Source organism: Pontibacter sp. HSC-36F09, from assembly GCF_024171605.1.
In the GTDB taxonomy this organism is placed as follows: domain Bacteria; phylum Bacteroidota; class Bacteroidia; order Cytophagales; family Hymenobacteraceae; genus Pontibacter.
Window position 1 is genome coordinate 564,069 of sequence record NZ_JALKAA010000003.1, and the last position, 18,949, is coordinate 583,017.

An 18,949-nucleotide genomic window follows, 5' to 3' on the forward strand; every position below is an offset into this window, starting at 1 on the left:
TTTTATTGTGCCAGTCGAATTCCGGTGAACTGCCAGCGTTTGTCAGGATGAAAGAAATTGCGGTAGGTGGTTCTGATGTGGTTTTCGGGAGTAGCGCAGGAACCGCCACGCAACACCATCTGGTTGATCATGAACTTCCCATTGTACTCGCCCAATGCACCGGCAGCAGTTGTAAAGCTGGGATAAGGGTGATAGGCGCTGTAGGTCCATTCCCAGGCATCGCCGTAGAGTTGCTGCATACCTTTGTTTTGCACAGCTGCTTTGGGTTCGAACAATCCTGATTCCTGAAAGTTGCCCGAAGCGGGCGGGTATACCTGTGTAGCGGCTTCCCACTCAAACTCGGTCAGGAGCCGCTTGCCTGACCAGGCGGCAAAGGCCTGTGCTTCGTAAAAGCTGATGTGGCTGACTGGTTTGTGAAAATCCAGTTTTTCGAGTCCATGTAATGTATACTGGAACCAGTCACCGTCCTGCTCCAGCCAGTACAAGGGAGCTTTCAGATTGTCTTTTCTTACCATAGCCAGGCCTTCGTCCAGCCAAAACCGAAAATCGCTATACCCGTCGTCCTGCATAAAAGCCAGGTATTCAGCATTTGTCACCAGGCGGTTCATGATACTGAAGTCCGAAAGCAGCACGACGTGTACGCCCAGCTCATTGTCGAAACAAAATCCTTCTCCTTGAAAACCAATGCGGTAAATGCCGCCGGGTACCTCCAGGAATTCAGGTTTCCCCGGATCCTCAGTTTTCAGTGATTTACTTGTTTTGGTATAGGCCGGTAAAAGCGGATTGGTGCTCAGGATGTATTTGATATCCGTAATGAGTAGCTCCTGGTGTTGCTGTTCATGCTGCAAACCAAGCTCCAGCACGGGCAACAGCTCTTCTAGTTGATCATCGCTCACGGTTTGCAGTAACTCACCCATGTTTTCGTTCACATGGCGGCGGTAGGCGTAAATATCCCGGAGCGGAGGTCGGGTGAGGGTGCTTCGTTCTGCCCGCTGCACGCGGTTTCCTACCGTATTGTAGTAAGAGTTGAACAGAAAGGCATAGCTAGGATGAAACACCCGGTATTTTTTCAGGTATGGCCCGAGCACAAATTGTTCAAAAAACCAGGTCGTATGCGCCATATGCCATTTTGGAGGGCTCACATCGATCATCGGCTGCACTACCGTGTCTTCTGGCTCCAGCGGAGAACAGATTTTTTCAGTCTGTGCCCTAATCTGGTTAAATCGCTCAAGTATGGTCTGGCTGATGGAGGCAGTTATCGTTGTCATGGGGATGCGCTGGTTGGCAAAATGGTAGAGAAGTAGGTGTTATTGGAAGCTTTAATGTGCTTGTGACTGTCGTGTTAACTCTTTTTCTACGTACTTTGTTTTCGATAAGCCGAATTTGGAAAGCCTAATTTTACGCCATTATGCCTTTACAATTGTCCGTTACGCCTCATCAGCTTCAGTTCAAATTCGATGCCCGCACCTCGCGCGGGGCCATGCGCACGCACCAGGTATACTACCTTCAGCTTTGCGATTCTGAGGATCAGAAGCTAACAGGTATAGGGGAGTGTGCGCCGCTTCAGGGCCTGAGCATTGACGCACGACCTGATCTGGAAGCGAAACTCAAGCAGTTTGAAAAAGAAGTAAATGAGAATTTATTTACACCAGACGATTTGCTGCAGTTGCTAAATTCTGAGGATCTGCGCGACTGGCCCGCTATCCGGTTTGCGCTTGAAACGGCGCTGCTGGACCTGCAGCGGGGAGGCCGTAAAATCCTTTACAAAAACGACTTCAGTCTAGGCAAGGCAGGTATACCGATCAACGGCTTGATCTGGATGGGAGAGAAGGACTTTATGCAGGAGCAGATCAGGAAGAAACTGGCAGAAGGCTATACCTGTCTGAAGTTGAAAATTGGCAGCCTGGATTTTGCCACTGAGCTCGAACTATTGCAACGGATCCGGGAAGTGGCTGGGCCTGAAGACCTGACCATCCGGGTAGACGCCAACGGAGCCTTCGCTCCCGATGAAGCTTTACGTAAACTGGAACGTCTGGCCAGGTATAGCCTGCATTCCATTGAACAACCCATCCGGCAAGGACAACCCGAGCAGATGCAGCAACTCTGTGCTTATACGCCTATACCTATTGCCCTGGACGAAGAACTGATCGGCGTGCAGGAAGCGACACAGCAGGTGGACATGTTAAATTTTATAAAGCCGCAATACATCATCCTGAAACCCACACTGGTAGGAGGACTTCAAGCGAGTGCGGACTGGATTAAGCTGGCAGAGCAACGAAAAATTGGCTGGTGGATGACTTCGGCACTTGAATCGAATATCGGGCTAAACGCGATCAGCCAGTTCACGGCTAATTATGACATTCACATGCCGCAAGGGCTCGGCACCGGACAGCTTTACCACAACAACATCGCCTCTCCGTTGCAAATTAACAAGGGCTGGTTATGGTATAGCGACGGCATCTGGGGTCAACTGCCGGAACAGGCATAAGCTATACCTATACCTATACCTATACTTACCCAAAACCAAAAAGGCCTGCAAATCTTGCAGGCCTTTTCTGATATAAGGAATCATTTCAATAATTACATACCCGGACGACCACGGTGCATTCCCGGACCACGCTGCATGTTCTCCTCAGGTGTCGGAGCACCTTTAAAGCTGCGGATGTTGTAAGAGAACGTCAGCATGAAGAAGCGCTGCAATACAGTTGACTGCACGTCTTCCACATAAGATTCTGTGATGTTGCGGCGAATGCTCACGTTCTGGTTCATCAGGTCATTCACGCTCAGGCTAATCTCACCTTGCTTATCCTTGAATATCTTCTTGCCGAGGCTCATGTTCCAGAGCAGGAAGCTGTTGTCCACGCCGGCTGACAGACCAGAATTATACTGGTGGTTCAGTTCCGTGCGGTATACCAGGTCTTTCCAAAGGATCCAGTTGTAGCGAACGCTCGTGTTCTGGTTGAAGAAGTTGTTGTTCTGGGTCGTGCGCAGTGTGTTATTCACGATGTTGTAGCTGGAGAAAGTAGACACTGTAAAGTCTATCTTCTCGCTGATATTGCTGCTGATGTTGAAGCCGGCACCAAGGTTAGTGTTGTTAGCGTAGTTCACCTCCCCATCAATCTTTCCTGGTATTCTGGAATATCCCACAGAGCCGTTCACGTTAAAGTTTGAGCTGATGAAGTTAAGCGGCTGTCCGTAGTTGAAGAATGAGCGCACGTTGTAGTAACCGTCCATGTTCTCAGGGCGGCTCAGGCGGGCACCCGGACGGAACTCATATCCTTCGGCTATACCTTCCGGTGCACTGGTTGTGTATACACTGTTGGCTACGTAGTTGTTGGTCATGGTACCGAACATACCAATAAAGAACACGCGGTTGGTTTCGGCATTGAAGTTACGGTAGCGCGCGTTAAAACGAGTCTGGTAATCCTGCTCCAGATCTGCGTTACCGATACGAGCCTGCAGCGGGTTAGAGATATCGAGTACTTCCTGCAACTGCTCCACAGAAGGAGCGTTGGTGTTGGTTCTCAGGTTGAGCGTCAGGTTCTGTGATTGAGAAAACTTAAACTCATATTCTGCAGACGGCAGGAAGTTACTGAAGGTACGCTTCAGCGGGCTCAGGTCAACCGGGAACTGGCTGTCCGTGTCGAGTGTGGCGTACTCGTAACGGGCGTTTACCTGCAATCTGGCTTTGTCGTTACGGTACTGGTAGCTTGGGCCCACGCTTTGCGAGAGGTAGTCACTCTTGAATGAGCTGCTCAGCGGCATGTTAAAATTGGCATATTCACCGGCGGTCTCTACATAGTCGTAGGTTCTGCGATCTGAGTCGCGCATCTGGTTACCGATGCTGTACTCCAACTGCCAGCGTGATTTCTCACCCAGGCGCTGCGAGTAGTTGGTGCTACCTGACCAGCTGAAGTTCTTACGGTCCAGGCGGATGAACTGGTCGCGCAGTACGTTGTTGTCAGAGTTCTCAAAGTTTTGAGTTTGCTCATACTGGAAACCATCACCCTCTACATTGTTAATGCTGGTGTTGAAGTTCGTCGTCAGGATGCGGCCAGAGTCACCGAATCGCTTGGAGTACAGGATGTTGTTGTTGAAGCTAAATGTGGTATTGTCTGAGCTGGCTCGGTTCAGAGACTCTGACAGCGTCCCGTTTAAGTCAAAGGTTTGGGCGTTTCTTCCTGTGAAGCTCTCGTCATTCTGAAGTCGGAGGCTTGGCGTTACGAGCAGGCGGTTGTTTTCGTTGATGTTGTATTGCAGGCGCATGTTCAGACGGTGCCCGTCCTCACGGTCTCTGTTGTTCGAGTCTTCGGTGTACTGCAGCCCTGCTTCGTCTGATACGAAGTCGCGGAAACGGTACTGATCGTTGACGATGTCGCGGTTGGTATAGTTGTAGTTGGCGCTCACATCCATCTTTTTACCCCACTTGTCCTGGTAGTTCACACCGAAGTTGTTCGTGTTGATAATACCTGTCGGGGTGCCGCCGCCCCAACCGCCTCTACGGCCGCGCATGCCACCGCCCGGTGTTTCGCCGATAGAGAAGTCGAACATGTTGATGTTGTTGGTCAGGCCTGTTACCGTGATGCGGCGATCGTTGTTAAAGTAGTTGATGGCTGCACCTGCCATGTAGCGCTCGTCGGTGCCGTAACCTGCCGAGATCTTGCCGGTATAGCCCTGGCGACGATCTTTACGGGTAATAAAATTGATCGTCTTCAGTCGGTTGCCATCTTCAAAGCCGCTGAAAGCAGCCTGATCGCTTTGCGCGTCAAATACCTGCACATTCTCAATCATATCAGAGGAGATATTGCGCATGGCAGAAGTCACGTCTTCGCCGGTATAGCGTTTGCCATCGATCATGACCTGGCGCACTTCCTCGCCCTGCGCCTGAATACGGCCGTCCTGTATCTGTACGCCTGGCATTTTAGTTACCAGATCTTCCGCGCTTGCATCCGGAGCTGTTTTAAAAGCTTTGGCGTTAAACTGTGAAGTGTCACCCTTTTGCTCACCGAGTGGCGCGCGACCGATAATTTGCACTTCACCCAGACGGGTGTTCTGCTCCTGCATGCTCAATACGCCCAGGTTAACAGGCGCCTGCGCTACCTGAACAGGTCTGGAAAGCAGGTCGTAACCCAGGTAACGAATTTCTAGGGTATAATTTCCGGAAGGCACCCGCTCAAAGCGGAAGGCACCTTGCACATCGGTCGAAGTGGTTAGAATCGCCTCGCTGGCGACACGTTTCATCACCACGCTGGCGCCCGGCAAACCGCTTTTGTCTGTAGCGCTCTGCACTGTGCCGGATACGGTTTGTGCGTAAACTTGTGAAAAGCCAATCAGCATGATCAGCAGAGAGAATAACTTCCTCATTCTAAGTAGTAGTGTAGTAGTTTTGGACTTTAATGTATCGCTTTAATCAGGGTAATACTGAGCCTTCTGAAAAGTGCTTCCTTGCCTTTCCTGAACCCCTTAGAGCAGGTGGCAGCCGTAAAGGTTTAACCACCCATCAAAAATATTTTCTGGGAATACTCCGATACACGCTGGATAGGCTACTGGCAGCGTAAAACGGCTCTATGGCTGAGTGCAGGCCGTTCAGTCACGATATAAAAGGGAGTAATGAGTTTGAGTTGGCTTTGTACTAACAGACTTTAGTTAGGAGGTATAGCCTTACAGATACCTTTCCAGAAGTAGTGTTTTAACTTTGTCCATACCTGTGCTGGCCTTCTCTTCGAACAGGTGCAGATTAGGCCGCGGGCGCACATAGGGGAGGTTTGGGTCAACAACCAGAACTGGTGCTTCGTCAGGCACCAGGTCCACCAGTCCGGCAGCGGGGTATACAACCAGTGAGGTTCCTACTACCAGAAAAATGTCAGCACTCATGGTATCCTCCATCGCCTTCTCCATCATGGGCACGGGCTCTCCAAACCAGACAATGTTGGGTCTCAGCTGTGACCCACGTTCGCATTTATCGCCCAGGTTCAGCTGCCAGCCTTCTATCGGGTATATTAATCTTGGATCAAGCGTACTGCGGCTTTCAAATAGTTTCCCGTGCAGGTGGATGACGTCGGTAGAGCCCGCTTGCTCGTGCAGATCGTCCACGTTTTGCGTGATGATCTTGACATCGAAGTCCTGCTCCAACTCCGCTAGGATCCTGTGTCCGGCATTGGGCTGCACGCTGTGCGCGTTTTTGCGGCGCTGGTTGTAAAAGTCCAGCACGAGTTCCGGGTTTTTGCGCCATCCCTGCGGAGAGGCCACTTCCATAACATCGTGCCCTTCCCAAAGGCCGTTCGCATCGCGGAAAGTGGCAATGCCGCTTTCTGAGCTTATACCTGCTCCTGAGAGCACCACGAGTTTTTTCTTCCCCATTTGTAGATGATTGTTCTGTGCTTATTTACTGGCTACGCCCCGAGCAGGTTTAATCCGCTAAACGCAATGCACGAAGTTGATGATGCCTATACCTATACCTGTTGTAGGCCTATACCTGCGGGCATAACAGAAAGAAGCCGCTCGGTTTGGAGCGGCTTCTTTTTAATTATTTCTTTTTCGGCGCTGCTTTTTTTGCCGGAGCCTTTTTTGCAGCCGGTTTCTTCTCGGCTGTAGCGGTTTCCGTCTTTTTCTTGAAGCCACCGCGGCCTTTTTTCTCCGGGGTCTGCTCCGCCAGATCCAAACATTCCTGCAGGGTCAGCTCCGCCGGCTCCTTGCCTTTCGGGATCTTCACGTTTTTCTTGCCCACCACGATGTAGGGGCCATATCTGCCGTTGAGCACCTGCACTTCCGGATTCTCAGGGAATGATTTGATCAGCTTTTCTGCATCTGCCTTACGTTTGGCTTCGATCAGAGCAATCGCCTCCTCAGCCGTTACCGTCATCGGGTCCATCGTTTTAGGCAGCGAGTAAAACTTGCTGGCATGGCTGATGTAAGGGCCGAAGCGCCCGATGGCAGCCTTCATTTCCTTCTCTTCATATACACCGACAATGCGAGGCAGTTTAAACAAGTCCAGCGCATCCTCCAGTGTCAGGCTTTCGAGGAACTGGCCTTTGCGCAAACTGGCGTATACCGGCTTCTCACCGGTTTCAGGGTTTTCCTCACCTAACTGCACATAAGGCCCAAAACGACCCAGCTTAGCGATGATCTGCTGGCCAGATACGGGGTCTATTCCTATCTCACGCGCCCCGGAAACATCGGCACGGTTGATATTCTCGCTGTTTTCGATGCGCTCATGGAATTTCCCATAGAAATTCTCCATCATCTGTTCCCATTCCTGCTGCCCCTGTGCGATCTCGTCAAACTCTGCCTCTACGCGGGCCGTGAAAGAGTAGTCAATCACATTGGGGAAGTGCTCTACCAGGAAATCGTTCACCACCATAGCCGTATCCGTCGGGAAGAGTTTGTTTTTCTCCGCACCCGTGATCTCGGTTTTGGTCTGGGCTGTGATCTGGTCGCTTTTCATGGTCAACACGTTGAATTTACGCTCTTTGCCCTCGCGGCTGTCTTTCTCTACGTACCCTCGCTTCTGGATCGTCGAAATGGTAGGGGCGTAGGTAGATGGTCTGCCGATGCCCATTTCTTCCAGTTTCTTCACCAGGCTTGCCTCGGTATACCTTGGGGCAGGGCGGGAGTAGCGCTGTGTCGCCTGCATCTGGCGCAAGCCAAGCGTCTGGCCAATGCTCAGCGGCGGCAACATTCCTTTCACATCCTCGTCACCGCCTTCTTCATCATCCCTCGATTCGATGTATACCTTCAGGAATCCTTCAAACTTGATCACTTCGCCGGTGGCCACCAGTTTCTCTGGCTGCGTCGATATATCAATGGTCGCGGTTGTTTTCTCTATTTCAGCATCCGCCATTTGGGAGGCAATCGCTCGCTTCCAGATCAGCTCATAAAGGCGCTGTTCGTTGCGGTCGCTGCTGGCAGTCAGTTGCGAGAAGTCGGTTGGGCGAATGGCCTCGTGGGCTTCCTGTGCTCCCGATGATTTGGTTTTAAAGCGGCGGGTCTTCACAAACTTCTCCCCGAAAGAATCGCGTATCGCGTTGGAGGCACCCTGTATTGCTTCCTCGGAAAGGTTCAGGGAGTCCGTACGCATATAGGATATTTTACCGGCCTCGTACAGGCGCTGCGCCACCGTCATGGTCTGAGCTACAGAGAAGTACAGCTTGCGGCTGGCCTCCTGCTGCAGGGTAGAAGTGGTAAAAGGAGGAGCGGGGCTACGCTTGAGCGGTTTGGTCTCGAGGTTGCCAATGGTATAGCTTGCTCCGATGCAACGCTGCAAAAATGCCTGCGCTTCTTCTTCCGTCTTGAATTTTGTAGGCAGTTCGGCTTCCAGGGTCTTGCCCTGCACATCAAACTGGGCTGTGATCCGGAAAGTCGGTTCGGCGTTGAATTTCTCAATCTCACGCTCGCGCTCCACCACCAGTCGCACAGCCACTGACTGCACACGACCGGCGGAAAGACCGGTTTTGATCTTCTTCCAGAGAACCGGCGAAAGCTCAAAACCCACCAGGCGATCGAGCACACGACGGGCTTGTTGCGCGTTCACCAGGTCCATGTCGATGCCACGAGGAGAACTGATGGCATTCAGGATAGCGTTTTTGGTAATCTCCCGGAAAACAATGCGGCGAGTTTTGGCTACGTTCAGGTCGAGGGCTTCGGTCAGGTGCCACGAAATGGCTTCTCCTTCCCGGTCGTCGTCCGATGCGAGCCACACTGTTTCAGCTTCCTTTGCCAGTTTCTTTAATTGCGATACTATTTCCTTTTTGTCGCTCGAGATCACATAAGTCGGTTTAAACTTATTTTTGATATCGATGGCGTTGTTGTCTTTAGGCAGGTCCCGCACATGGCCGAAACTCGATTTCACCACAAAATCTTTTCCCAGGTATCCTTCAATCGTTTTGGCCTTGGCCGGTGACTCGACTATGACTAAATTTTTTATCATCCTTTATAATTAGGGGCAATTCGTTTGAATTTTGCCCAAAGTTCAAATTTTTTTTCAAACATATACAACCTGAAATTGATAACATAGGTTTAACATGCCAACATTGTCTTCATTAAAAGGCTGTTTTATTAGCTTAAACTATCTATACGGACCACTTTTATATTTATATGCAACGATTGTTAGTCATTTGCCGGCACGCTGAGCCAAATGATCCTTTCCCGCTCCAGCCCGACTTTGAACGGGAACTTACTAAAAATGGGCAACACCAGGCGCGTATCACCGGCAAATGGCTCCGGGATACGTTCCAGAAGGTCGATGCCATTCTGAGCAGTCCGGCCCCCCGAGCCGGCCTAACCGCCAGGCTAGTAGCTGAAAAACTTTATTTTGATGAAGATCGCATCGAATACGAGCCTGACTTTTACAATGCGCGTGAAAGTGTGCTCGTCAACATACTGGCTAAGCTTCCTGACCATCTGACGCGGGTGCTGCTGGTGGGGCACAATCCAGGTATAACAAGTCTGTCGCGCACCCTGACGGGGGAGCACGTAGGTTACCTGGACCCCGCAGGGGCTTATGCCATAAAGCTGGAGCTCGCCACCTGGCAGGAACTGCATGTGACAAGCGGAAAGCTGGAGGCTGAGTTCACACAGCCGTAAGCCCGGAAACGGCCCAACTGGCATTATTTGTCAATTTTTTTTAATAGCTTTAAACACTCTTTACTTTTTGCACCTATACCTGATCATCATAAAGCTGGATGAAAACCAAAATAGTAGCCGTTATTAACCAAAAAGGCGGCACAGGCAAAACGACTACCACCATCAACCTGGGCAGCGCCTTAAGCAAACAGGGGCACAAAGTCCTCTTAGTTGATCTCGACCCCCAAAGTAACTTATCGTACAGCCTCGCTGTTTCCTCGCCTGACCAGACGCTGGCCGAAGCCTTTTTAGGGACACAAAACATAAAAGATATCCTTGTCGAAAAAGACGGCCTGTGGGTGGCTCCGGGTTCCAACGAATTAGTCGACGTGGAGATATCGCTCGTGTCGCAGCCGGACCGGGAACAGTTTCTGAAAACCATGCTGCAGCAGGTCAAAGGCTTTGATTATGTGTTGATTGACTGTCCACCCTCACTTTCGGTGCTTACCCTTAATGCGCTGACAGCGGCGCATGAAGTACTTATACCTTTGCAGATGGAGGTACTTACCCTTCAGGGCCTGGACCAGATCATGCAAACGATCGCGAAAGTAAAAAAGGCATTTAACCCGAAACTTAAAATTAAGGGAATCGTAGTGGTCATGTTTGATGTGCGACGCAAGCTGAGTCAGGAAGTACTCGCCTATCTGCAGGAGAACGTGAAAGAGAAGATTTTTGAAAGTCAGATCAGACTAAATGTGAAACTGGCCGAAGCACCCTCTTTCGGTAAGAGCGTGCTGGATTATGATAGCTCCTCCAACGGGGCGAAAGATTATGCCGCACTGGCCGCCGAATTCAGTCAAGCATAACAGGAGATTGCATAAAATCGCAATATTTTAAGTAAATTGCAGTAACATTCCCTTTGTACTGTTCAGCCAGTCAGCTAAAACTGATGCTGACGAAGGGCCGAACAGTTAACAAACCCTATACAACCCTAAACATATGGCCTTAGGTAAAAATTTGAAGCTGAGCAAAGACAAGCTCATTAGTGACGTAGAAACCAGCCAACCAGAAAAGACGACTCCATCGCGTGCGAAAGCGAAACAGCAGATGCCTGCTGCCACTACGACTGTGGAGGAGAAACAGGAGCCCCCTCAATTGAAACAGGAAAGTACCAATGCTCCTGCAGCCAGGACGGAAGCCCCTGATACTGCTGCCAGAAAAGAAGCAGGCACTAGTTCGCTTGCTGTGAAAAGCGCACCCAACGGAAAGCAGAGCCGCAAACAGGTGCTGCCATCCAGCCCGGAATATATTGGCGAACAGCTAAACAAAGTGCTTTATGCCCTTGATGCCTTTAAAAAAGGGGATATCTCGGTTCGTCTGACCAAACAGAACGACGACATTTTCGCAGAGATCGCCGAAGCCTACAACTCGATGGTGGAAATGATCGGCGGTGTAGGCGGTGAGGTGTCACGTATCTCGAAAGTGGCAGGAGTAGAGGGTAACCTGAAAGCCCGTGCCTCGGCCGAGAATGCTTCCGGTTTCTGGAAGGACATGATCAACAACATCAACGGCCTGGTGGACTCCATTGCGGTTCCGGTACTCGAAGTGGGTAAAGTACTGAAGAACATCTCGCGTGGTAACCTCGACGAAACATTCCAAATCCCGGTATCGGGTGACTTCAAGGTCATGGCCGAAACTATCAACCGTACCATCGACAACCTGAACCTGTTTGCCGGTGAGGTAACGCGTGTGGCGCTTGAGGTGGGTACCGAGGGTAAACTCGGTGGCCAGGCATCGGTGCCAAACGTGGCAGGCGTATGGAAAGACCTGACCGATAATGTAAATACTATGGCCAGCAACCTGACCTCGCAAATGCGTGACATCTCGAATGTGGCGACTGCGGTGGCGAAAGGTAACCTGGCTCAGAAAATATCAGTGGATGTTCGCGGTGAGTTTGCCCAGTTGAAGGACAACATGAACCAGATGGTGGACTCGCTCAACATCTTCGCTGACGAAGTGACAAGAGTGGCCCGCGAGGTAGGTACGGAAGGACGCCTCGGTGGCCAGGCCAAAGTGCCGAACGTTGGTGGTGTATGGAAAGACCTGACCGACAACGTGAACACGATGGCCAGCAACCTGACCTCTCAGATGCGCGACATTGCAAACGTATCTACGGCAGTTGCGAAAGGCGACCTGACGCAGAAGATCACGGTGAATGTACGGGGTGAGATGGCTGAACTGAAAGATATCATCAACCAGATGGTGGACTCACTCAACATCTTTGCCGGTGAGGTAACAAGGGTTGCCCGTGAAGTGGGAACAGAAGGTAAACTAGGCGGACAGGCAGCTGTACCAAATGTTGAAGGTACCTGGAAAGAACTCACTGACAACGTGAACCTGATGGCAGGCAACCTGACACTGCAGGTACGTGACATTGCAGAAGTAGCGACAGCTGTGGCGAAAGGTGACCTGACTCAGAAAGTGTCTGTAGACGTGAAAGGAGAGTTAGGTGATCTGAAAGACATCCTGAATGAAATGGTGGACCGACTGAATGTGTTTGGCGCGGAAGTAACCCGTGTAGCACGTGAGGTAGGTACCGAAGGTATACTAGGCGGTCAGGCCGACGTGCCGAACGTGGCGGGTATCTGGAAAGAGCTCACCGACAACGTGAACTACATGGCTTCCAACCTGACCCTGCAGGTACGTGATATTGCCAATGTGGCAACCGCTGTGGCGAAAGGTGACCTGAGCCAGAAGATCACAGTGAATGTGAAAGGCGAACTTGCCGACCTGAAGGAGAACCTGAACCAGATGGTGGACTCGCTAAACATCTTCGCTGACGAAGTAACAAGAGTGGCCCGCGAAGTAGGTACTGAAGGACGCCTCGGCGGCCAGGCCTCAGTGCCGAACGTTGGTGGGGTATGGAAAGACCTGACCGACAATGTGAACACGATGGCCTCCAACCTGACGCTGCAGGTACGTGACATTGCCAACGTAGCGACTGCAGTAGCGAAAGGTGATTTGGCGCAGAAAGTGTCTGTGGATGTGAAGGGTGAACTGGGCGAGTTGAAGGAAAACATCAACCGCATGGTGGACTCACTGAATATCTTCGCCGGTGAGGTGACTCGTGTGGCCTTGGAAGTGGGAACCGAAGGTAAACTGGGTGGACAAGCTACTGTTCCAAACGTGGGCGGTGTTTGGAAAGACCTGACCGATAATGTAAATACGATGGCCTCCAACCTGACCACACAGGTGCGAGGTATAGCCAAAGTAGCAACTGCCGTGGCGAAGGGTGACCTTAGCCAGAAAATTACAGTTGAAGCGCGTGGCGAACTTCTTGATCTAAAAGAGAACCTCAACCAAATGGTGGACTCTCTGAACGTATTTGGTGATGAAGTAACGCGTGTGGCTCGTGAAGTGGGTACAGAAGGTAAACTGGGCGGACAGGCCAATGTGCCAAATGTAGCCGGAACCTGGAAAGATCTGACTGACAACGTAAACTACATGGCTTCCAACCTGACTTCTCAGGTACGTGACATCGCTAAGGTAGCGACCGCGGTAGCGAAAGGTGACTTGAGCCAGAAGATCACGGTGGAAGCCCGCGGTGAGATTTTGGATCTGAAGGAGAACCTGAACCAGATGGTGGACTCGCTCAACATCTTCGCTGACGAAGTAACCCGTGTGGCACGTGAGGTGGGCACGGAAGGTCGCCTCGGTGGTCAGGCGAATGTACCTAAGGTACGTGGTACCTGGAAGGAACTCACTGACAACGTGAACACCATGGCCTCCAACCTGACGCTGCAGGTACGCGACATTGCTAAAGTGGCAACTGCCGTGGCGAAAGGCGACCTGACGCAGAAAGTGTCTGTAGATGTGAAAGGTGAACTGAACGAGCTAAAGGAAAACATGAACCGCATGGTGGACTCGCTCAACGTTTTCGCCGGTGAGGTAACACGTGTGGCGCTAGAAGTAGGTACAGAAGGTAAACTGGGTGGACAGGCCAACGTGCCAAATGTAGGGGGCACTTGGAAAGACCTGACTGATAATGTAAATACCATGGCCTCCAACCTGACCACACAGGTGCGAGGTATTGTACGCGTAGTAACGGCCGTATCAAAAGGTGACCTGACCCAGAAACTGACCCTCGAAGCAAGAGGAGAGGTAGCTGAGCTGGCCGACACGATCAACACCATGGTGGTTGACCTGAACCGCCTGGCGGGTGAGGTTAGCCGTGTGGCGAGAGTAGCTGGTGTGGAAGGAAAACTGACCGAGCGAGCCACTCTGCAAGGTGTAGGCGGCAGCTGGAAAGAACTGGTGGATACGCTGAACGACCTGCTGGAGTCCATCGTGACGCCGGTACTGGAAGTATCCCGCGTAGTGCGCGCTATCTCAGAGGGTGATTTGACCCAGAAAGTGGAGGCACATACCGCTGGTGACATTCTGGACATGGCCAACGCCCTGAACCTGGCGGTTGACAACCTGAACGCGCTTCTTGGTGAAATTAATGACTCATCGCTGGTAGTAGGAAGCTCTTCCGAAGAAATGGCTGACAAAGGCCTTGAAATGAACCGCGTGACGCTCGATGTGGCACTTGCCATGCAGCAAATGGCGGAAGGTGCCCAGAATCAGGCCCTCAAGACAGACCAAGCCTTCAAGCTGATCGAAGAGATCATGAAAACTACGAAGGATACGGCAGCTCGTGCAGAGGTAGTGAACAAATCCGCCACGCTGGGTGAGGAAACATCTCAGTTGGGTCTGAAAACAGTAGCCGAAGTGGTGAAGAACATGGAAGAGATCTCCAGTTCTGCCTCGCTTACCTCTAAAACAATTGAAGTACTAAGTGCCCGTTCGCAAGAAATTTCCAAATCACTTGGTGTGATCACCGACATTGCCGCACAAACAAACCTGCTTGCCCTGAACGCTGCCATTGAGGCGGCCCGTGCCGGTGAGGCAGGACGCGGTTTCGCGGTAGTAGCTGAAGAGATTCGCAAACTGGCCGAGGGATCACGCAAATCTGCTAACGAGATCAACACGCTGGTAGAAGACGTGAAAAAAGATACCGCCTCTGCCGCAATGGCGATCTCCACCATGGAAGGCCGTGTATTGAAAGGAAAGAATGCGACATTCGAAGCATCCGGTGCCTTCAAAAATATTGCCGCTTCCTCTGGTGAAACGCTTCGTTCGGCACAGGACATCCTGACAGCAACTGAGGTACAGAAGTCATCGATCGGTGATGTAGTGAAGTATGTGGAAGAAGTAGTAGCCATTGCCGAGCAAACGGCCTCTGGTACACAGCAGGTGGCGAGCACAGCCAAGCAGCTGTCCGCTTCGATGCAGGAACTTACGTCTTCTTCTCAGAACCTGAACGACATTGCCGCTGACCTGCAGATTAGTATCTCCGCCTTTAAACTGGTGGATGGTAACCTGGTGTTTAACCATAGCCCGAATAACCGTCGTCTGGCTTCTATGCCTGCCAAGCCGAAGCAAAAGCAATTGGCTGGTAACTCACGTCTGAGCTCTGTTAGCTCCAGAAATAAAACCAGCGAGGACAACAAATAAACCGTCCCGAACTGATGAAAGAAAAGACGAACAAGAAAGAGGAGCAATCAGCAGCTGAGTCCGTTGCATCCAGAAAGGGTAATACAGCTGAAACTACCGTGGCTCCTGCTAAAGAAAGTCCGGCCAAGCCTGAAGCAGTGAAGGACGAGATGATTCACCTGATCGTCTTTAAGCTTGGCGCGGAAGAGTACGGGATTAAGATAGATCAGGTAAAAGAGGTGACGGTAACTCCAAATGTGACCCGTATGCCGCGAACGCCTGATTTTATCAAAGGGGTGGCCAATATTCGTGGTGACATTATCGCTATTATGAATCTGGAAGAGCGCTTTGGCATTCGTTCTGTTCCACTGGCCAATGACGTGAATCCACACATTACCTATACCCTGGTAATAGAAGCAAGGGAATACAGTATAGGTGTGATTGTGCGCGAAGTTCCACAGTCCCTGAACCTTTCGATGACCAAGATTGACAAGACTCCTTCGTTTTTGCAGGATATCAATATCCACGAAAATTACATTGAGGGCATTGCCAAGGTCAATAGCCGCCTGATCATTGTACTGGATATGTATAAAATCCTGACCCAGGATGAGATAAGGGAGCTGAAAAATAATTAAAGCAATTCATTCAAATTGAAGCTATACTTTAAAGTATGAAAAGAATTCTGATTGTAGATGACTCCTTCTATATGCGCACCATGCTCAAGAACATGCTCACAGATGCAGGTTATGAGATAGTTGGAGAGGCTCCAAACGGGCAAACAGCGCTGGAACTGGCTAAGGAAACCAATCCTGACCTGATTACGCTCGATGTGATCCTGCCAGACAATACGGGACTTGATGTGCTAAAGGGCATTAAAGCCGAGCAGCCTGAGATGAAAATCGTGATTGTGAGCGCCGTAGGGCAGGAAGTAATCGTGAATGAAGCACTGGAGTACGGCGCTCTTTCTTATATCGTCAAGCCTTTCTCAGAAGAGCGGGTGCTGGAGGTTGTTAAGAAAGCGCTGGAAGAATAGCTGTATTCTGACTGTAGGAGTACTTATTGTTGGTAGAAGGAAAGGAGTCGTACTTTGAAAGGACAGAATAGCAGGCTGAAAGTCCTGGTTGCTGACGGATCAAGTCATGCTCGCCTAGTGCTTGAGAGCATCCTCAGTCATTCACCTGATCTGGAAGTGATAGGTCTTGCTTCTAACGGAGCTCAGGTGTTGGAAACGTTGCGTCACCGGAAAGCAGACGTCATACTTGCTTCTGTGGATCTTCGGGATAACGAGCATTTACTTGTATTCAAGCAGATCTTCAGTGAGTGCCCGACACCGATCATAATGTTGGTGGGGAAAGAACAGCTGAGTCTGGAACTTCTCCAGGAGGCTATCGATCTGGGAGTTTATGGGATGATTCTGAAGCCAGGCCCATTGACAAGACCAGCCTATAGAACCATAGCAGAGGAGATCTGCAGGAAAGTAGCCGCAGTACGGGATTCCGAATACTGGGATCCTAAAAAGCGCCTAAGTATGCTAGGTGAAGAAGCGCAGATTCTGCATCTGACTGAGCAAAAGAGGCACCGGAATGCAACAGCAGACACCATCATTGTGATTGGTGCTTCAACAGGCGGAACACAGGCAGTGGAGCAAATCATACGGCAATTAGACCCGAAGCTAAAGGCTTCCGTTTTAGTTGCCATACACATGCCGCCAAAGTTCACGCACAGTTACGCACGCAGACTCAAAGGAATGACGGGGCTGACCGTGACGGAGGGCCGTACAGGTTTGATACCAAGACCCGGTCATGTGATTATTGCCCCTGGAGGTAGAAATATGATTGTACATACTGTGATGGGAAATGCCTCCAACCTGAAGGTCGGCTTTAATGAAGGCGATGAAGCAGAACACGATCTGCCATCAGTCGATCAGCTGATGATGGCGGTCGCGCAAAGCGGCGTACGACGCGTGATAGGTGTCATACTCACAGGTATGGGCAAAGACGGCACCACAGGAGTTATGGCCATATCACAGCGGGAAGGGGGACATGTTATAGCACAGGACGAGGCTTCGTCGGCCATTTTTGGGATGGCCAAATCAGCCATAGAGAGCGGTAACACCGACAAAGTGCTGCCTTTGTCAGAAATAGGCCAGTACCTCAACCGGTATGTGGCAGCAGGACAGCAGCAAGTCAGTACAACTGACATTAATTCATGAAATCGAGAGAGCAGGAGTATAAAGAGATATTTATAGCAGAAGCGCTGGAGTATTACGACGCCCTCAACAGGCTCATCAGCGAACTGGAAAAAAAACCGCAGGACGATCAGGTGCTGGCGGAGATATTCCGTATGCTACATAACCTGAAGGCAAACGCGAAAGCGATCGGTTACCTGCAGATCGCTGACGTATCGCATAAACTCGAAACAGCATTTGGCCTGATCCGCAACAAAGAGCTGAGTTTCAGTGATGAAGTGGTAGGCGTTCTGTTTGATGGGATCGACTTGCTCGGTGAACTGATCAAGAACATCGACAGCGAACGTCAGGTAGAAATTGACCCGGTTCTAATCCGAAACCTGGATATCGTAGTCGACAGTCTTTCAGATAGCACGGTAGAGTTGGCCAAGGTGCAGAAATTCAGCACCTCCCGCAACCTGACGCTATCTGATCTCATTTACATTCAGGTCAAAAAGCTGGACCACCTCATGAACCTGGTAGGTGAGCTGATCATTGACCGGGACCGTATACTCTCGCTCAGTCGCGAGTTGGACAATGATGAGCTAAAGATGGTGAGTTCACATTTGTACCGCATTACAGAGGATCTGCAGTACAGTGTGATGGATGCGCGCCTGGTAAGCATCGGTACATTGTTCAATAAATTTCCGCGAGTTGTACGCGATATTTCAACTGCCGAGAAAAAGGAGGTCAATCTGGAGTTAAGCGGTCAGGATATTCAGATTGACCGAAATATTCTGCAGATCATAACAGACTCGCTGCTGCACCTGGTGCGCAATGCAATCACGCACGGTATTGAGAAACCTGAACAGCGGTCGAAGGTGGGTAAAACAAAAGCCGGTTCGCTGCAGCTCTCGGCCCGCAGCGACCGCGAAAGTGTAATTATCACCCTGACAGACGATGGAAGAGGTATAGACGTCGGAAAAGTGAAGAGAGCCGCTGTTGAACGACATCTGGTTTCAGGGGATGTAGCTGACGGGCTTCCGGACTCAGAAGTGTACTCTTTCCTGTTTGAGCCTGGTTTCTCGCTGGCCAAGGAAGTGACAGAGTTCTCTGGCCGGGGCGTCGGGTTGGATGTCGTGAAAAATGCGATCGATTCAATTGGCGGACGCATACGTATAGAGTCAGAGAAAGGAAAAGGGACCTCTTTTATTCTGCAATTACCGACTTCCATTGCCGTTAAGGGAGCCCTTTTATTTGAAATAGACAGTATTTTTTATGCCATCCCACTGATCCACACTGATTCCGTGGTAGCGCTGGATAAAGACGAACTCCACGAAGTAGGAGAGGTGCTTGTCGCCGACATTAAAGGAGAAACAGTAACGGTCGTATACCTGGACGAGCTCCTGAACATGGAGGAAAGCCAGATGCGTTTGGGTGATAAAACACGGTTAAAGGGACAGGTACAGAACATCATTATTGTTACCTACAACAACCGCAAGCTCGGCCTGATAGTGGATAAGCTTTACCGGCAACAGGATATAGTAGTGAAGCCACTTAGCAAGCCACTGGATAGCATTGATTTATATGGCGGTGTCACGCTGCTCGGCACAGGCAAAGTATGCCTGGTGCTGGACGTGCCTGCTATCACTAAGTACTTTGTGAACAAAAGATGAGGAATTG

12 protein-coding genes are annotated in these 18,949 nt (G+C 50.7%); 8 read left to right on the forward strand and 4 right to left on the reverse strand.

Annotation, left to right across the window (positions count from 1 at the left end; translation table 11 throughout):
• Positions 1 to 2 precede the first annotated feature (2 nt).
• Entirely contained in the window at positions 3 to 1,268 is a 1,266-nt protein-coding gene (gene egtB, locus L1278_RS12385; protein WP_253404750.1) for an ergothioneine biosynthesis protein EgtB, read from the reverse strand.
• A 140-nt stretch (positions 1,269 to 1,408) separates the two neighbouring features.
• Here egtB and L1278_RS12390 point away from each other — a divergent pair, with 140 nt between their 5' ends.
• A complete protein-coding gene (locus L1278_RS12390; protein WP_253404752.1) occupies positions 1,409 to 2,488 on the forward strand; it encodes an o-succinylbenzoate synthase in 1,080 nt (359 codons plus the stop codon).
• Positions 2,489 to 2,580: 92 nt separating this feature from the next.
• Here the strand turns inward: L1278_RS12390 and L1278_RS12395 are convergent, their stop codons facing one another.
• From L1278_RS12395 to topA, 3 genes are all read right to left on the reverse strand, one after another.
• Positions 2,581 to 5,364 carry an outer membrane beta-barrel protein gene (locus tag L1278_RS12395; RefSeq protein ID WP_253404754.1) on the reverse strand — a complete coding sequence of 928 codons (2,784 nt, stop codon included), beginning with the start codon at positions 5,362 to 5,364 and terminating at the stop codon, positions 2,581 to 2,583.
• A gap of 297 nt (positions 5,365 to 5,661) precedes the next feature.
• Complete coding sequence (locus L1278_RS12400) at positions 5,662 to 6,360, reverse strand: NAD-dependent deacylase (protein WP_253404756.1); 699 nt, start codon at positions 6,358 to 6,360, stop codon at positions 5,662 to 5,664.
• Positions 6,361 to 6,526: 166 nt separating this feature from the next.
• Complete coding sequence (topA, locus tag L1278_RS12405; RefSeq protein WP_253404759.1) at positions 6,527 to 8,926, reverse strand: type I DNA topoisomerase; 2,400 nt, start codon at positions 8,924 to 8,926, stop codon at positions 6,527 to 6,529.
• Positions 8,927 to 9,093: 167 nt separating this feature from the next.
• Between topA and L1278_RS12410 the strand changes: the two genes are divergently transcribed.
• The 7 genes from L1278_RS12410 (at position 9,094) to L1278_RS12440 (ending at position 18,942) form a co-directional block, all read left to right on the forward strand.
• Positions 9,094 to 9,582, forward strand: a complete 489-nt coding sequence (locus L1278_RS12410) for a histidine phosphatase family protein (protein WP_253404768.1) — start codon at positions 9,094 to 9,096, stop codon at positions 9,580 to 9,582.
• Positions 9,583 to 9,680: 98 nt separating this feature from the next.
• Positions 9,681 to 10,427, forward strand: a complete 747-nt coding sequence (locus tag L1278_RS12415) for a ParA family protein (protein WP_253404770.1) — start codon at positions 9,681 to 9,683, stop codon at positions 10,425 to 10,427.
• A gap of 133 nt (positions 10,428 to 10,560) precedes the next feature.
• A complete protein-coding gene (locus L1278_RS12420) occupies positions 10,561 to 15,120 on the forward strand; it encodes a HAMP domain-containing protein (RefSeq protein ID WP_253404772.1) in 4,560 nt (1,519 codons plus the stop codon).
• 14 nt (positions 15,121 to 15,134) lie between these two features.
• Entirely contained in the window at positions 15,135 to 15,734 is a 600-nt protein-coding gene (locus tag L1278_RS12425; protein ID WP_253404774.1) for a chemotaxis protein CheW, read from the forward strand.
• Positions 15,735 to 15,769: 35 nt separating this feature from the next.
• Complete coding sequence (locus L1278_RS12430; RefSeq protein WP_253404776.1) at positions 15,770 to 16,132, forward strand: response regulator; 363 nt, start codon at positions 15,770 to 15,772, stop codon at positions 16,130 to 16,132.
• Positions 16,133 to 16,186: 54 nt separating this feature from the next.
• Positions 16,187 to 17,311: a chemotaxis protein CheB gene (locus L1278_RS12435; protein ID WP_256488594.1), complete on the forward strand. Its 1,125-nt coding sequence runs from the start codon at positions 16,187 to 16,189 to the stop codon at positions 17,309 to 17,311.
• Positions 17,308 to 18,942 carry a chemotaxis protein CheA gene (locus L1278_RS12440; RefSeq protein ID WP_253404787.1) on the forward strand — a complete coding sequence of 545 codons (1,635 nt, stop codon included), beginning with the start codon at positions 17,308 to 17,310 and terminating at the stop codon, positions 18,940 to 18,942. The genes L1278_RS12435 and L1278_RS12440 overlap by 4 nt, the downstream gene beginning before the upstream one ends.
• Positions 18,943 to 18,949 lie beyond the last annotated feature (7 nt).

Excerpts from the sequence above, each read along its gene's own strand:
- L1278_RS12390 (WP_253404752.1), top strand. The coding sequence starts at position 1,409 with ATGCCTTTACAATTGTCCGTTACGCCTCATCAGCTTCAGTTCAAATTC.
- egtB (WP_253404750.1), bottom strand. The coding sequence starts at position 1,268 with ATGACAACGATAACTGCCTCCATCAGCCAGACCATACTTGAGCGATTT.
- L1278_RS12430 (WP_253404776.1), top strand. The coding sequence starts at position 15,770 with ATGAAAAGAATTCTGATTGTAGATGACTCCTTCTATATGCGCACCATG.
- L1278_RS12425 (WP_253404774.1), top strand. The coding sequence starts at position 15,135 with ATGAAAGAAAAGACGAACAAGAAAGAGGAGCAATCAGCAGCTGAGTCC.
- L1278_RS12400 (WP_253404756.1), bottom strand. The coding sequence starts at position 6,360 with ATGGGGAAGAAAAAACTCGTGGTGCTCTCAGGAGCAGGTATAAGCTCA.
- L1278_RS12440 (WP_253404787.1), top strand. The coding sequence starts at position 17,308 with ATGAAATCGAGAGAGCAGGAGTATAAAGAGATATTTATAGCAGAAGCG.
- L1278_RS12420 (WP_253404772.1), top strand. The coding sequence starts at position 10,561 with ATGGCCTTAGGTAAAAATTTGAAGCTGAGCAAAGACAAGCTCATTAGT.
- L1278_RS12410 (WP_253404768.1), top strand. The coding sequence starts at position 9,094 with ATGCAACGATTGTTAGTCATTTGCCGGCACGCTGAGCCAAATGATCCT.
- L1278_RS12415 (WP_253404770.1), top strand. The coding sequence starts at position 9,681 with ATGAAAACCAAAATAGTAGCCGTTATTAACCAAAAAGGCGGCACAGGC.
- topA (WP_253404759.1), bottom strand. The coding sequence starts at position 8,926 with ATGATAAAAAATTTAGTCATAGTCGAGTCACCGGCCAAGGCCAAAACG.
- L1278_RS12395 (WP_253404754.1), bottom strand. The coding sequence starts at position 5,364 with ATGAGGAAGTTATTCTCTCTGCTGATCATGCTGATTGGCTTTTCACAA.